The following is a 15288-nucleotide window of genomic DNA, read 5'->3' as shown; positions in this document are numbered from 1 at the left end:
TTTTGAATAAAATAATCACTTTATTACTTTTTTTGACTTCAATTTTAGCTTTAGGGCAAATTGATGATGATTCGTTTTTTAAACCCAGTGACACACTTAATACAAAACGTAAACAAGGTGTAATAATTACTCAAACCAGTTTGGCCACTTTGTCAATTGTTGGTTTAAATACGTTATGGTATTCAGATTATAAACGTTCAAAATTTCATACCACAAACGATAATTCTGAGTGGTTTAAAATGGATAAATTAGGTCACAGTTTTTCTGCCTATCAACTTGGTAAATTTGGAGCTCAAACTTTAAATTGGTGTGGTGTTAGCAAAAAAATCAGTTGTTATATGGCGCAACTATAGGTTTTTCTTTTTTAACTGCTGTTGAAGTTTTAGATGGTTTTTCAGAAGAATGGGGTTTTTCTTGGGGAGATTTTACAGCAAATGCAGCAGGAGCAGGTTTGTATATTGGACAACAATTACTTTGGGATGAACAACGGATTCAATTAAAATACTCTTTTAGTCAAAGTCCTTACGCTAATCAAAATCCTGAAAAATTGGGTAAAGGTTTACTTGAAGAGATTATTAAAGATTATAATGGACAAACCTATTGGTTAAGTGCCAACATACAGTCGTTTTTTAAAGACACAAAATTACCTAGATGGTTAAATGTAGCAGTAGGTTATGGTGTTGATGGCTTATTGTATGGTAATGCTAGTCTTCAAAATTTAGAATTTACTAACCAAAAACGAAGCAGACAATTTTATTTAAGTTTAGATATGGACTTAACCAAAATTAAAACTAATTCTGCATTTTTAAAACAAGTATTTAACCTTGTAAACGTTGTAAAAATTCCTTTTCCTACAATTCAATTAAATGACAATGGAAAGGTAAAAGGACACCTTTTGTACTTTTAACATAAGTTAACATATTGATTATCAGTATTTAATTTTTTTTCGTATATTTGCACGCTGAAATTTAAGTCTATCCCTTAATAATTATTAGACTTTTAAATCAATACAAATGAAAAAAAATATTGGAAAGTTTATATCATTAGTACTTACCATTTCTATATTAGTTTTGGTTGTTTTTGATCAAACAGAAGGTAATGCTAAACTAATAGAGCGATACGATATTAATGATTTAGATAATCAGGATTTAGCAATAAATCAACAAAAAATATTTTCGCCACACCTAGGAAAATCATTTACAGGTTTTAAAGAAGCTTTAGGTTTTAAAGAGTCTCAAAATGATTATTTTAGGGTTAACCAATTTGGTTACTTAGGTAAATATCAATTTGGAAAAAGTACCTTAAAAGTGTTAGGCATCCATCATCCACAATTCTTTTTAAACAATCCGGAATTACAAGAAAAAGCATTTATAGCAAATACACAGCGTAATAAATGGGTTTTGCGTAAGGATATTAAACGTTTTAAAGGAAAACTTATTAAAGGTGTGAAGGTAACCGAGTCTGGTATACTTGCAGCTGCACATTTAGCAGGTCCAGGTAGTGTTAAAAAATTTCTTAGAAGTTATGGCGAAACTGGTTTTGCAGATGCAAATGGTGCAACTATTAAGTATTACATGAAAAAGTTTTCGGGTTATGATACCTCGTTAATTAAACCTGTTAAAAAGGTTAGAGTAAAATATGAAAGCGCTTAAAAGCTTTTGTGTATTATAAATAGTGTTGGTCTTTTATGTAGGTCAACACTATTTTTTTTCCATTGATTTACTGTTTTTGTTTTAATAAACTCAGTAGGTAATGTTATATCACACGCCACGCAAATTTCTGTGTTTTCGCTTAATATGTTACATAAATCTTCTAATAATTTATTGTTTCGATAAGGTGTTTCAATAAAAGACTGTGTCTGGTTATGTTCAAAACTCAAACGTTCTAAGCGTTTTAATTCTGCTTTACGCTCTCCTTTATCAATAGGTAAATAACCATTAAAAGCAAAACTTTGACCATTCATACCAGAAGCCATCATAGCAAGTAGGATAGAGGATGGTCCAACTAATGGTACAACTTGGATGTCATTTTTATGAGCTAAACTAACAACGTCAGCTCCAGGATCTGCAATTCCAGGACAACCAGCATCAGATATTAAACCAATAGTTTTTCCCTCTAAACAAGGTTGTATAAAATTAGGTAAATCTGCAGCTTCGGTAAATTTATTTAATTCAAATAGGGTTAAGCTAGATTGTGGTTTTTCAGGAGCTATAGATTTTATAAACTTTCTAGCTGCTTTAGAGTTTTCAACAACAAAAGTATCCAAACTATCAATAATCGTTTTTACCTGAGCAGGTAAAACATGAAATGGATTGGACTCGCCAAGTGTACACGGAATTAAATATAATTTACCTTTTGTCATAATTTTATAAATATATAAAACGTAGTTTATTTTAACCTAATTTTAATTTTATTACATGCATCATCAAGCATATTAAATACAGTTTCAAACCCTTTGTCACCACCATAATATGGATCTGGTACGTCTAAATTTAGATTTGGTTGACTTTCGTTTAATATTAGATTTACTTTTGATTTTTGAATATCATTTTCTGCTAAAGCTATAATATTATTATAGTTAGAATTGTCCATAGCATAAATAATATCAAAATCTAAAAAATCTTGTTTTACAAATTGTCTAGCTTGTTGTTGGGTAATATCGATACCTTTTTGCTTTGCAATAGCAATGGATCTAGGGTCTGGTTTGTTTCCTATATGGTAACTGCTTGTTCCTGCAGAATCTACAAAATATAAATGATTATCTAATTTAGATTGTAGGATGCCTTCAGCCAAAGGAGAACGACAAATGTTTCCTAGGCAGACCATTAAAATTCTAGTCATTTAAAATAAAATTAAACCGAAAGTTTTTTCGTTAAATCTTCCACGTATTTTCTAAACTGCTTGTCTGTAGTTGATAAATTATCAACCGTTTTACAAGCATGTAATACTGTAGCGTGATCACGTTTTCCTATCTGAGAACCAATACTAGCTAAAGAGGCTTTAGTAAACTTTTTAGCAAAAAACATGGCTAACTGTCTAGCTTGTACAATGTGACGTTTTCTAGTTTTAGATTGTAAAGTATCCACATCCATTTGGAAATAATCTGATACTATTTTTTGTATATAATCTATTGAAACTTCACGTTTTGTGTTTTTAACAAACTTCTCGACAACCTGTCTAGCTAACTCTATATTAATTTCTTTTTTATTAAAAGAAGATTGAGCTATTAATGAAATAATGGCACCTTCAAGCTCTCTAATATTAGATTTTATGTTTTTAGCAACATATTCAATTATATCTTCTGGCATTTCTACACCATCTCTATATAATTTGTTTTTTAATATGGATACACGTGTTTCAAAATCTGGAGTTTGTAACTCGGCAGATAATCCCCATTTAAATCTTGATAATAAACGTTGCTCAATATCTTGCATATCTACAGGAGCCTTGTCACTTGTTAAAATAACTTGTTTTCCGTTTTGATGCAAATGATTAAAAATGTGGAAAAAGACATCTTGTGTACCAGACTTACCAGATAAAAACTGTACATCATCAATAACCAATACATCTATTAATTGGTAAAAGTGTATAAAGTCATTACGATTGTTCTTTTTAACCGAGTCAATATATTGTTGCGTAAATTTTTCAGCAGAAATATATAAAACAGTTTTTTCTGGGTATTTATCTTTTATATCAACACCAATAGCGTGTGCTAAGTGTGTTTTACCTAAACCAACACCACCAAAAATTAATAAGGGATTAAAAGATGTTCCACCTGGTTTTGCAGAGACTGCTAAACCTGCACTACGTGCTAAACGGTTTGAATCACCTTCTAAAAAGTTATCAAAATTATAGTTTGGATTAAGTTGAGATTCAATTTTTACATTTCTAATTCCAGGAATTATAAATGGATTTCTTAATTCCGGATTTTTATTATTTAAAGGTACGTCAACGTTTTGCGACTTGACAGCACTTCTATTTGAACTCGGAATTTTTTCTGTAAAGGGTTGTTTATTACCATACGTGTTTTCCATTTTTATAATGTACACTAGTTTGGCAGTTTCACCTAACTCTTTAGTTAAAGAGACTTTTAATAATTTAACATAATGCTCTTCTAACCATTCGTAAAAAAATTTACTAGGGACTTGAATACTTAATGCATTGTCTGTTAGTTTAACCGCGACGATTGGTTCAAACCAAGTTTTGTATGCTTGTGGTTGGATATTATCCTTTATAAAAAGGAGACAATTATTCCAGACCGTTTGCGCAGTTACACTCATGTTAATTTTAAAAAGTATTTTTTATTAGTTAATTTGTCCCTATAATAGCAATAAGACAACTCTGATTGTTAGCTTGGCAAATATGTGAACAAAAAACGTAAAAAAAAATCATTTACTATTGAATTTATAGTTTTTTTTGTGCATGTTAACCAACCATTCGAAACTACAAAAAAAATCAAGACTATGGACATAATGCAAGATGAAATTGAAATAAGAGTACGATATGCAGAAACAGATCAAATGGGAATTGTACACCATGGTAATTACGCAATATATCTAGAAATGGCTAGAATTGAGTGGTTGCGTAAATTAGGAATTTCTTACAAAAAAATGGAGGATGAAGGACTTGGTTTACCAGTTGTATCGTTGTCTATAAATTTCAAAAAATCAGCATATTATGACGACGTAATTACAGTAAAAACTACGTTAAAAAAAGCGCCAACTGCTCTGGTTGAGTTTGAATATATTATACTGAATGATTTGCAACAAGTTTTATGCACAGCAACCGTAGTTTTAGCTTTTTTAGACATGAAAACTAGAAAACCTACTAGACCTCCTAAATATTTTTTAGAAGCGTTAAATAGCTAAATCTTTGATTTTAACCTCGTAAATTGTATCAAAAATTTCAAAAATAGTTTGCGCCTCTTTTTTTCTAACAGAGATCGTGATTTGGCAGTCTAGTTCTAATTTTTGGTTGATAACTTTTAAGTTTTTCTCTTTAATAACACGCATGACCTTATTCATGTTTTTGTAGTCAAAACTAATAAGGTATTTAATATTAATGGTTCGTGTTACAATTTTTGAAGCTTCTAAAGCCATTTGGGCTCCAGTTTTGTAGGCATTAATTAAGCCTCCAACACCAAGTTTAACACCTCCAAAATATCTAACAACAACAATCAGTACATTAGTGACGTCAAAAGACTGTATTTGACCATAAATAGGCATGCCAGCACTATTATTTGGTTCGCCATCATCATTTGCTCTGTAGGCAAAGGTTTCTGTACCTAGTTGATAGGCGTAACACCAGTGTCTTGCTTGATGGTGTTGTTTTTTTAAGTCTTCAATATGTTGCTTAACATCTTCTTCTGTTTTTACAGGAAATGCATACCCAAAAAACTTAGAATTTTTATCTTTAAATAAGACTTCTTCAGATGGTTTAGTAATTGTTTTATAAGTGTCTTTTTCCATAAATTATGATAGTGTCACTAATATTATAGACAGTATGGCAATTGCAATACCAATCCAGTTTTTAGTTAATAAACGCTCTTTAAACATCAATAAACCTATTAATGTGGTCAGCATGACTATGGCTACATTATTAACCGTAAAAATGGTCGAGCTTTCAAAATTTTCGGCATTTAAAGCCTTTAATAACATGTAAATTGAATAGTAATTAACCACACCCAAAATAATACCAGACACGATGCTTTTAGGGTCAAAAGTAAATTGTTTTTGTATCGCTTTCGCGGAAAGCAAGCCAATCCCAATCACTCCAGCTATAAAAAATATGGTAGCTGAAAAAATAGGGATTCCGTTGTCTGCTAAATAAGTCGTTTCGATATATTTAATAGACGTATCAATAGTACCTGATCCTAAAAATAAGACAATAGGCAACCATAGTGTTTTTATGGAAAAACGTTGATCAGTTTTTGTTTTATAGGATGCTAAGTAAACTGCTACTAAAGCCAATATAATACCTAATGCTTTTTGCCAACCCAAACTTTCGTTATAAAAAAATAGGCCAAATATAATAGGAATAACAACGCTCATTTTACTAGCAACAGAAGCTACAGATAATCCATTACGTTGAGCTGTTAAAGCCATTACATTAAAAATGGCTATAAATAAAAATCCTAAACCTATTGCGCCAAAAAACCATTTGGATTGTACAATATCACTAACTATTATTGGAGAATCGTAGCTTAAAATACCATGGGTAAAAGCAGTAAAATAATTAAAAACTATAGTTTGTAGTGTATTTATATTGCGTTTTCCAACAACTTTAAAGATGACAAAAATTAATGTAGACGCACAAATACTAAGTAGTAAATACATTAAAATAAGTCTTTTTTAATGGTAAATAAATCTATAATATCTTCTGTTTTTGGATTGTTATTCCAAACGTTAATCCCTAAATTACTAGCAGTTTCTGTGTTTTCAGAAGTATCATCTATAAACAGGCATTCTTCTGGTTTTAGGTTGTTTTCATTTAGTACAAACTGAAAAATATCTTTGTTTGGTTTACGCAATTGTATTTCGTGTGAAAGGTAAAATTTATCAAACGCATTTTTAAATTCGTCATAAAACGATACCTGATTTTTAATACAATCAATATGCAACTCATTAGTATTACTTAGTAATATTAGATTGTACTTTTTGTCTTTTGCTAATTGTTGTATAAACTCTAAACGTTTAACAGGAAAATCACAAATAATGTAGTTCCAAGCTTCAACGATTTGTTGTTTGGTTAATTTTGGAAAATTACCCATGTAAAAATCTATAAACTCGTTAGTATCTATCAGACCTTGTTCGTAAAAACTATTAAAAGCGACGATTTCTTCGGATAACTCATCAACGTCAAACAGCTCTAAAGCGTTGGTCATTGCACCTTCTTTATCTAAATTAATAAAGACATCTCCAAAATCAAATATTAGGGTTTTAATCATAGGGTTAGTATCATTTTGCTAAAGCAAAACTTAATTAGTGTTTTTGTAAATATATAGTAAGTCGTCTAAAATGGATGACTGATTAATTAATTCTCCTTGCAACTTAGGTGCTTTTACACCTTCGGTAAAAATAGTTTTACCCTTAAAAACTCTAGCTTCGTCCCAAAGTCCAGCATCTATAAAAAGTTGTAATGTTTTAGAGCCACCTTCAAAAATTACAGAGTTGATGTTGTGTTTAAATAGAGTGTCACAAATTTGTTGCGCTTGAGATTCTTTTTTACTAAAATCAATTCCTGAATTTAAATCTCCAACCATTGTATTGTTTGGTGGATGGATAGACCAGGTTGTGTTTTGTAAAGCCTCTTGAGTTGTGTTGTCTTTATTGTAAATTAATAAGCTTTCCGCTTTAGCGTTAAAAACATGGCAGTCTGCTTTTAAGGTTTTATTTTTATCTAGTACGACACGTAATGGATTATTGCCAGTCCAATCTCTAACATCTAGCGTTGGATTGTCTTGTATGACGGTATTAGTGCCTACTAATATGGCTTGCTCTTCAGCTCTCCATTTATGAACTAATTGTCTAGAATACGTGTTGGTAATCCAAACAGGTTTTTGTTCATTTTTAGATTTTGGTGCGATAAATCCATCGTTTGATTCTGCCCATTTTAATATAATATAAGGTCGTTTTTTATTATGAAAAGTAAAAAAACGTTTGTGGTGTGCTTTGCATTCGGCTTCCAAAACACCAACTTTTACATTACGACCAGCTTCTAATAATTTTTTGATACCTTTTCCAGCAACTTCAGGATTATCATCAATACATCCAATAACTATATTTGGTATTTGATGGTGGATAATTAAGTCGCTACAAGGTGGTGTTTTTCCATAATGACTACAAGGTTCTAGCGTTACGTAAATAGTAGCATCTTTTAAAAGGGATTGATTTTTTACACTATTTATAGCATTTACTTCTGCATGATTGCCACCATATTTGCTAGTGTATCCTTCGCCAATTATACGATTGTTTAAAACAATAACGCAGCCAACCATAGGATTTGGACGTGTTTGTCCTAATCCACTTTTGGCTATTTGTAACGCGCGTTTTATGTAAAATTGATCATTCAAAATTATAACTTTATTTTAATGTCCTCTGTACGATCCACTTGGTAAGAATGAGAAAAACCTAAAATCTTGTATTTAATATCTCCAAGGTATTGAATTTTTATTTTTTTGCTAAAAAAACTACCTAATAAACTGCTTAAGTTTTTATTGCTTAGTAAGCTGTCTGTTGGTATTTTAGCTTGAAGTGGTATTGTAAATTCTTGTCGTGAAGGTACATCAAAACTAACGCTTGAAACAGCACCAATATGATTGTTGTTTACCAATACTTTGATGCCATCAGTTTTAATTTTGCCACCAATACTATTAGGATTTAAAAAAAGAGCATCTGCTGTGATAGTGATAAATTTTGATGAAGACTCTAATACTTTTATGTTTTCAACTCTAATAAATTCTGGTTTTTCAGTCACTTTACAGTTAAAAAAACAGGTTAATATTGTTAATAAAATAAGTACTTTCTTCATGGGTCTTTTTTTGGATTTAATGTATCTTCATCCTCTAAAATAAGGCGCAAAAATACTATATAAAAGTGAGTAATACTATTATTGAAATAAGAGAAATCCAGCCACATGATAATCCTCAAATAGAGGCTGTCATTCGCGAGGTTTTTATAGAATATAATTTGCCTTTAGTTGGGACAGCATATGCAGATCCTGAGACACCAAAAATGTTTGAAGCCTATGCAGACCCAAAATCGACGTATTACGTCGTAGTGGTTGATGGAAAAGTTGAAGGAGGAGGTGGTTTAAAACCTTTACATGGAATGGAAGAGGAGGTATTTGAAATTCAGAAAATGTATTTTTCTAATCGCTTACGCGGAAAAGGTTTTGGTAAAAAACTATTTCTGAAATGTCTGGAAAAAGGTAAAAATCAAGGGTTTAAAAAGGCGTATTTAGAAACTATTCCTATTTTAAAAGAAGCCATACATATTTACGAATCTAACGGTTTTAAGCATTTAAATGGTCCATTAGGTAGCACAGGACATTTTAATTGTGGTATTTGGATGGAAAAACAATTGTAATATCAGCCTATGTTAATAAAAGATTTAAAAGCATTATTCCACAAAGAACTAGATGATATTTATGGTCCAGACGAAGTCTTTACCTTTTTTTTATGTTGACAGAGCATTATTGTAATATTTCTAGATTGGATGTAGCTTTAAATACTAATTTAAGTGTGACAACAGAAGAGAAAATTAGGATATTTAAAGCTTTAGAAAGCCTAAAGCAGCAACAGCCCATACAATATATAATAGGTGAAACTGAGTTTTTTGGAATGCCTTTTAAGGTTAACCCAAACACTTTAATACCACGTCCAGAAACAGAGGAGTTAGTGCAATTAGTTTTAGATAGTTATGACAATAAAAAACAAGGACATAATGCTTCGATTTTAGATATAGGCACTGGTAGTGGTTGCATTGCTATTAGTCTGGCCAAAAATTTAGCTGAAGCAACTGTTTTTGGGCTTGATGTTTCCGCGAAAGCGATAAAAACAGCCACAGAAAATGCCTTATTAAATAAAGTAAACGTGGATTTTATTGAAGCTAGTATTTTAGAAGATACTGCTTGGAAAAGTGTTTTTAAGGATTTAAAATTTGATACTATTGTGTCTAATCCTCCTTACGTGAGACAATTGGAAAAGCAAGCAATGACGTCTAACGTGTTGGATAACGAGCCACATTTAGCCTTGTTTGTGTCTGATGATAATCCGTTAATTTTTTATAAAGCGATTACAAAATTTGCTTCGCAATACTTAAAAACTAATGGCGAATTATTTTTTGAGATAAATGAATATTTAGGTAAAGAAATGATAGCTTTATTGACCGATAATGGATTTAAAAATGTACAATTAAAACAAGATTTTTTTGGTAAAGACCGAATGATTAGTGGTGTTAAACAATAATGAAAGTAATATATTACATACTACTGTTTGTGTTAGTTTTAGGTTGTAAAAAAACCGATAAACAAATGGTAACGCCTGCTGTTAAAAAAACAGTGGATAATAGTGCTTTTATTGACCGTTTTGAGGATGAATTTTTAGGTAGCGTAGGATATGTTGATCTAAAAAAACCACATTTAATTACTTCACGACTATTTAATACGTTTAGTATTTTTTCTGAAGAAGATAATAAGGTACTTGAAACACAAAAGTTATTTAATACTCAGGATACAATTACTAAATTTGGAATGGCTTTAAATATAAATTTTAGTAAAGCATTTAAAGCGTTTGTAATTTACAAGTTTATTGAAGACCAAGTCATGGATTATAAATTAGTTACCTACACTAATAACTACCAATTTATAGATGCTATTGATGTGTCTTATTATAATTTGACACATAAAATTAATCAAACCGAAACTTATGTTTATAATAATAAGTTATTTGTTCATGACAAACAGCTTAATAAGGTTATCCATTACTATTTAAACCCTAACGGAACTTTTGAAAAGCAAAGTGATAGTATAAAATTTAATTATTTACCACTAATAGATTATCAAACTTTAGATTATTTTAAAGTAAACTTTGATCAAAGGATTGTAAAGTCCAAAAACGGTTTAATCATTAGGGATAGTTTGGGTAATAAAGTAGGTGAGTTTGAGTATTTAAAAACTGTTTCTGTTATAGAATATTCGGATAATAAAACAAAAATTATAGATAATGATCAAGTTGTTTATAGTCGCAAAGCTAAAGTGATTATTAACCCTGAAGTTTTAAAGAAAGACGAGAATTTTTATATTGATAACACCAATATAGGTTACGTACCTGAAGCTTATTTTTTCAAAACTTATAGCAATGATGGTAATCATTATAATTATGATGGCTTGTCTGTTAAAGGAAAAAATTTACAGCCAATAGCGCTTAGTGAGTTATTTGATGTAAAGCAAGTTGCTATTAATGAGTATAAAAACCGAGTTTTATATCAACCCAATAGTATAGATGTTACTAAACTTTACAAGAAGGATAACGTATTAACCTTATTGGCAGAAAATGGTAAAAAAGTAGTGTATAAAGACACGACTTACAACTCTGAGTTTAGTCCAACAAAAACATACAGTGTCTTTAAAAATTCAGGTTTTAAAGATGTGTTTTTGGTGCATTATCACATGGTTTTTGATTATCAACGTTTTGATTTTATTGGTCAAGAGACAGGAGAATTATTAGACCAATACGCAGGAGGTTATCCTCATGTATCGCCTAAAAAAGATATAGTAATTTCTATAGATTATGATACTGAGTGTCCTAGCCAGCGTACATTATTTATAGACAAAATAGTGGATGGTAAAATCATAAAGGCTTTTGAGTTATATTATAATTTGGAAGAAAACTATGACTACATAACTTTTGAAAAAAACTCTGATGACATGGAAGTTTATTGGTTAAGCAATAAAGAATTTATTGTGAAATTTTGGGGAGCATCAGAGTGCTATTCGGATTCAGAAAATTATTTTTATTATAAATACAAGATTAAACAGCAATTTTTAGAATTGCTAGAAGGCATATAATATGAGCATACAATTAAAAATAAACGCATTAAGAGAACAGTTAAGAGAGCATAATTATAATTATTATGTTTTAGACAGTCCGACAATTAGCGATTATGATTTTGATATACAATTAAAAGAGTTACAAGCTTTGGAAGAAGCGCATCCTGAATATTTTGATGCAACTTCGCCAACCTTACGTGTAGGAGGTCAAGTGACTAAAAATTTTAATACACTTGTGCATAAGCATAGGATGTATAGTTTAGATAATTCGTATTCTCTTGAAGATTTAAAAGATTGGGAAGCACGAGTTAAGAAAATGGTAGATGGTGAGATAGACTATGTGTGTGAATTAAAATACGATGGTGCCTCCATAAATCTAACATATCAAAATGGAAGTTTATTAAAAGCAGTTACACGAGGTGATGGTATGCAAGGAGACGAGGTTACTGCTAATATAAAAACAATTAATTCTGTCCCTTTACAATTAAAAGGTAGTTTTCCTGAAGAGTTTGAAATTAGAGGTGAAATTATTTTACCCTTTGAAGGTTTTAATAAAATGAATGAGGAGCGACTTGCTAATGGAGAAGAGCCTTATAAAAACCCACGTAACACAGCTTCTGGAAGTTTAAAGTTACAAGATAGTGCAGAGGTTGCAAAACGACCTTTAGATTGTTTGTTGTATGGTTTAGTAGGTGGTGATTTTGATTATAAAACGCACCTTGAAAGCTTAGAAAAAGCAAGACAGATGGGATTTAAAGTCCCAAATGAAATTAAATTATGTAAAACCATTGACGACGTATTTGCTTTTATAAATCATTGGGATACTGCTAGACATGAATTACCTTATGAGACTGATGGTGTTGTAGTAAAAGTTAATAATTTGCATCACCAAGACGAGCTTGGTTTTACATCCAAAGCGCCACGTTGGGCTATGGCATACAAGTTTAAAGCAGAACAGGTTAGTACTATTTTAAATACTATTACTTATCAGGTTGGTCGTACAGGAGCTATAACTCCTGTTGCAAATTTAGAACCTGTAGAATTGGCTGGTACAATTGTTAAACGTGCATCGTTACATAATGCAGATCAAATAGAAAAACTGGATATAAGAGAAGGTGATACTGTGTTTGTTGAAAAAGGAGGCGAAATTATACCTAAAATTATAGCAGTCAATTTTTCTGAAAGACCAGATAACTCTGTACCTACAAAGTATATAACACATTGTCCAGAATGTAATACATTATTACAAAGGGAAGCAGGTGAGGCTAAACATTTTTGTCCTAATTATAATGGTTGTAATCCGCAAATAATAGGACGTATTCAGCATTACATCTCTAGAAAAGCAATGGATATTGAAGGTTTGGGAGGCGAGACTGTCGCGCTTTTAGTGCATGCAGGATTAATCCATAATTATGCAGACTTGTACGATTTAACTAAAGACCAAATCTTACCGTTAGAGCGTATGGCAGATAAAAGTGCAGATAATTTAATTGCAGGTATTGAAGCGTCAAAACAAATACCGTTTGAACGAGTTTTATTCGCGTTAGGTATCAGGTTTGTTGGAGAGACGGTTGCAAAAACGCTAGCTAAACATTATAAAAGTATTGATGCACTTGCTTTTGCATCTGTAATTGATTTAGAACAGGTTAATGAAATAGGTATCCGAATTGCTGAAAGTGTAGTCGACTTTTTCTCAAATCCAGAAAATCAAAAAGTCATTGATAGACTTAAGCAGTGTGGTTTACAATTAGAAATCTCTGCAGAAAAGTTAGCCAACCAAACAGATAAGTTAAAAGGACATAATATTGTAGTTTCAGGCGTATTTTATAAAGTATCACGTACTGAGTTGAAAAAGCTTATTGAAGATAATGGCGGAAAAGTAAGTAGTTCTATCTCTTCAAAAACAAGTTATATAATTGCTGGAGACAATATGGGACCAAGTAAAAAAGACAAAGCCGATAAGTTAAATATAGACATGATTTCAGAAGATGATTTCTTAAACAGCTTAGAATAAATGTGTTAATAGTCGATTAAAAGCTTATTTTATCGTTTAATAACAAATTATTTGTATATTTGTCATCCCAAATAAATAATAATGAAGTTAACAAAGTTTAATTTAGTATCGATAATTTTAGTGATTCTCGTAATACTTACTATGGCTGGACGCATATTTGATGCGCCAACATTGTCTGATTATTCCTGGATTTTGGTGTTTCCTTTTTTTGCCTATTTATACTATAGTCAGACTAAGCAAACCAACCATTATTTTGGTTTTTTTCTTATTGGATTTTCTTTAGTAGAAATTTTGAAAATTGTCTTTTACGGAAATGATACTATGGCTTATTATGTTGCTAATTATCTAGTAATAGCTACTTATACTTCCTTAATTATTTTTCTAGTTAAAGACTTTAATATCAAGTTGTTGTTAAAGGAATTTAAGTTGCATATAATTGTCTTATTAATATTTAATGCATATATAATTTATGTGTTAAATCAGATGATAATGCAAGATGCAAAGTTAGCAGTATACTCGTTAGATTTTATCATAGAAGTAACATATAATGTATTGATATTGTTAGTACTATCACTATCATTAATACATTATTTATATCACGAAACCAAACAAGGATTACTATTGTTTTTAGCCAGTGTTTGCATCGTTTTTTCCGAAATGGTACAAGTCGCTTATTTGTTTATATCTTCAGCATATTTACTTCAAATGGTATACACTGCTTTAATAGGTGTAGGCTTTTACTTTCTATACGTTTACATTAAAATTAAATATAAATCCACTCAAAAAAAACTGAAATCGCTTAGTTTTAAACAATAATAGAAGTTCCTTCTGCTTTTTTAGTACTATCTGCATCAAAGTAAAAGTCTATTTTACCTAAATTTATACCATAACAACCTACTTGGTTAACTAATACGTTTTTACCTTCTAAATTTTGCGCAACGGTTGGCTTAGGTAAAAAAGTATGTGTGTGTCCACCAATAATTAAGTCAATATCTTTAGTTGCTTTAGCCAAACTTAAATCGCTTATTTTATCAGGTGTTTTGCTGTAATTGTATCCCAAGTGTGACAAGCAAATAATAAGATCGCATTTCTCGTCGGTTTTTAAAATACGTGTCATTTCTTGTGCAGCTTCAATTGGATCTAAATACTCAGTTTCTTTGTACATTTTTTTGTCAACTAAACCATCTAATTGAATTCCTAATCCAAAAACACCAATTTTAATACCTTCTTTTTTAAATATTTGATATGGTTTTACATGAGTGTCCATGACTGTATTTTTAAAGTCATAGTTAGCAGATACAAATCCAAAGCTAGCATGAGGTAATTGGGCATATAATCCATCTATACCATTATCAAAATCATGATTCCCTATTGTAGCTAGATCGTATTTAAGTTTACTCATTAACTTAAATTCTAATTCGCCACCATAGTAATTAAAATATGGTGTGCCTTGAAAAATATCTCCAGCGTCTAATAGTAATGTATTAGGGTTATCTTGTCTAATGTTTTCAATTAAAGTTGCACGTCTAGCCACACCACCTTTATTTGCATTTCTACCATCCTCTGGTCCAAAAGCATCAATGTGACTGTGCACATCATTAGTATGTAAAATCGTTATTTTTTTAGATTTTGAAGATGTTGCAAACGATTGTAATCCATAACCACCAACTGTAATTAAAGCTGTAGCTGCTGTTGCTTGTTGTATAAAATCTCTACGTTTCATT

The 15288-nt window shown here is 30.8% G+C and carries 18 protein-coding genes; 9 read left to right on the top strand and 9 right to left on the bottom strand.

The genetic code is table 11. The features are described 5' to 3' along the window. Positions 1–2: 2 nt before the first annotated feature. The 3 genes from AC0L3M_RS06100 to AC0L3M_RS06090 all read left to right on the top strand — a co-directional run bounded on the left by AC0L3M_RS06100 (position 3) and on the right by AC0L3M_RS06090 (position 1652). Positions 3–353: a hypothetical protein gene (locus AC0L3M_RS06100; RefSeq protein WP_473432216.1), complete on the top strand. Its 351-nt coding sequence runs from the start codon at positions 3–5 to the stop codon at positions 351–353. Beyond that, positions 332–907: a YfiM family lipoprotein gene (locus tag AC0L3M_RS06095; protein ID WP_473432215.1), complete on the top strand. Its 576-nt coding sequence runs from the start codon at positions 332–334 to the stop codon at positions 905–907. The genes AC0L3M_RS06100 and AC0L3M_RS06095 overlap by 22 nt, the downstream gene beginning before the upstream one ends. Before the next feature lie 106 nt (positions 908–1013). Next, on the top strand, positions 1014–1652 hold the full coding sequence (locus AC0L3M_RS06090) for a peptidoglycan-binding protein LysM (RefSeq protein ID WP_473432214.1): 639 nt from the start codon (positions 1014–1016) through the stop codon (positions 1650–1652). On the opposite strand, the gene AC0L3M_RS06085 is transcribed toward AC0L3M_RS06090, so the two are convergent. The 3 genes from AC0L3M_RS06085 to dnaA are packed head-to-tail and all read right to left on the bottom strand — an operon-like array spanning position 1649 to position 4280. Next, a complete protein-coding gene (locus tag AC0L3M_RS06085; protein ID WP_473432213.1) occupies positions 1649–2362 on the bottom strand; it encodes an SAM-dependent methyltransferase in 714 nt (237 codons plus the stop codon). The two genes, AC0L3M_RS06090 and AC0L3M_RS06085, sit on opposite strands and share 4 nt — an antisense overlap. 26 nt (positions 2363–2388) lie before the next feature. Then, the gene (locus AC0L3M_RS06080; protein ID WP_473432212.1) at positions 2389–2841 is read right to left on the bottom strand and encodes a low molecular weight protein-tyrosine-phosphatase; all 453 of its coding nucleotides are present in this window, start codon (positions 2839–2841) and stop codon (positions 2389–2391) included. 11 nt (positions 2842–2852) lie between these two features. Beyond that, positions 2853–4280, bottom strand: a complete 1428-nt coding sequence (dnaA, locus tag AC0L3M_RS06075) for a chromosomal replication initiator protein DnaA (RefSeq protein ID WP_028281850.1) — start codon at positions 4278–4280, stop codon at positions 2853–2855. Between the two features lie 183 nt (positions 4281–4463). On the opposite strand from dnaA, the gene AC0L3M_RS06070 reads away from it, so the two are divergent. Continuing rightward, positions 4464–4868 (top strand): acyl-CoA thioesterase, encoded by a 405-nt coding sequence (locus AC0L3M_RS06070; protein ID WP_292948533.1) that lies wholly within the window; start codon positions 4464–4466, stop codon positions 4866–4868. Here AC0L3M_RS06070 and AC0L3M_RS06065 read toward each other — a convergent pair. Genes AC0L3M_RS06065 through AC0L3M_RS06045 form a run of 5 tightly spaced genes read right to left on the bottom strand, consistent with a single transcriptional unit; the run spans position 4857 to position 8529 of the window. Beyond that, complete coding sequence (locus AC0L3M_RS06065; protein WP_292948535.1) at positions 4857–5468, bottom strand: IMPACT family protein; 612 nt, start codon at positions 5466–5468, stop codon at positions 4857–4859. The genes AC0L3M_RS06070 and AC0L3M_RS06065 overlap by 12 nt on opposite strands. A gap of 3 nt (positions 5469–5471) precedes the next feature. Next, on the bottom strand, positions 5472–6335 hold the full coding sequence (locus AC0L3M_RS06060) for an EamA family transporter (RefSeq protein ID WP_473432211.1): 864 nt from the start codon (positions 6333–6335) through the stop codon (positions 5472–5474). Beyond that, positions 6335–6946: an HAD family hydrolase gene (locus AC0L3M_RS06055; RefSeq protein ID WP_292948539.1), complete on the bottom strand. Its 612-nt coding sequence runs from the start codon at positions 6944–6946 to the stop codon at positions 6335–6337. Before AC0L3M_RS06055 ends, AC0L3M_RS06060 begins: the two co-directional genes overlap by 1 nt. A gap of 30 nt (positions 6947–6976) precedes the next feature. Beyond that, entirely contained in the window at positions 6977–8071 is a 1095-nt protein-coding gene (gene ribD / locus AC0L3M_RS06050; protein ID WP_473432210.1) for a bifunctional diaminohydroxyphosphoribosylaminopyrimidine deaminase/5-amino-6-(5-phosphoribosylamino)uracil reductase RibD, read from the bottom strand. A gap of 2 nt (positions 8072–8073) precedes the next feature. Next, positions 8074–8529: a hypothetical protein gene (locus AC0L3M_RS06045; protein WP_292948541.1), complete on the bottom strand. Its 456-nt coding sequence runs from the start codon at positions 8527–8529 to the stop codon at positions 8074–8076. Between the two features lie 65 nt (positions 8530–8594). Between AC0L3M_RS06045 and AC0L3M_RS06040 the strand changes: the two genes are divergently transcribed. From AC0L3M_RS06040 to AC0L3M_RS06020, 5 genes are all read left to right on the top strand, one after another. Next, a complete protein-coding gene (locus AC0L3M_RS06040) occupies positions 8595–9086 on the top strand; it encodes a GNAT family N-acetyltransferase (protein ID WP_292948543.1) in 492 nt (163 codons plus the stop codon). A 92-nt stretch (positions 9087–9178) separates the two neighbouring features. Next, positions 9179–9967, top strand: a complete 789-nt coding sequence (gene prmC / locus AC0L3M_RS06035) for a peptide chain release factor N(5)-glutamine methyltransferase (protein ID WP_473432209.1) — start codon at positions 9179–9181, stop codon at positions 9965–9967. Then, positions 9967–11568: a hypothetical protein gene (locus tag AC0L3M_RS06030; RefSeq protein ID WP_473432208.1), complete on the top strand. Its 1602-nt coding sequence runs from the start codon at positions 9967–9969 to the stop codon at positions 11566–11568. The genes prmC and AC0L3M_RS06030 overlap by 1 nt, the downstream gene beginning before the upstream one ends. A gap of 1 nt (position 11569) precedes the next feature. After that, positions 11570–13564: an NAD-dependent DNA ligase LigA gene (gene ligA, locus AC0L3M_RS06025; RefSeq protein ID WP_473432207.1), complete on the top strand. Its 1995-nt coding sequence runs from the start codon at positions 11570–11572 to the stop codon at positions 13562–13564. A gap of 81 nt (positions 13565–13645) precedes the next feature. After that, positions 13646–14380 carry a hypothetical protein gene (locus AC0L3M_RS06020; protein WP_473432206.1) on the top strand — a complete coding sequence of 245 codons (735 nt, stop codon included), beginning with the start codon at positions 13646–13648 and terminating at the stop codon, positions 14378–14380. Here AC0L3M_RS06020 and AC0L3M_RS06015 read toward each other — a convergent pair. Next, on the bottom strand, positions 14370–15287 hold the full coding sequence (locus tag AC0L3M_RS06015; protein ID WP_292948553.1) for a bifunctional metallophosphatase/5'-nucleotidase: 918 nt from the start codon (positions 15285–15287) through the stop codon (positions 14370–14372). The genes AC0L3M_RS06020 and AC0L3M_RS06015 overlap by 11 nt on opposite strands. Position 15288: the final 1 nt, after the last annotated feature.

The sequence above is a fragment of the Olleya sp. KJ81-1 genome, from assembly GCF_055808135.1.
This window is presented reverse-complemented; position numbering and strand designations above follow the sequence as displayed.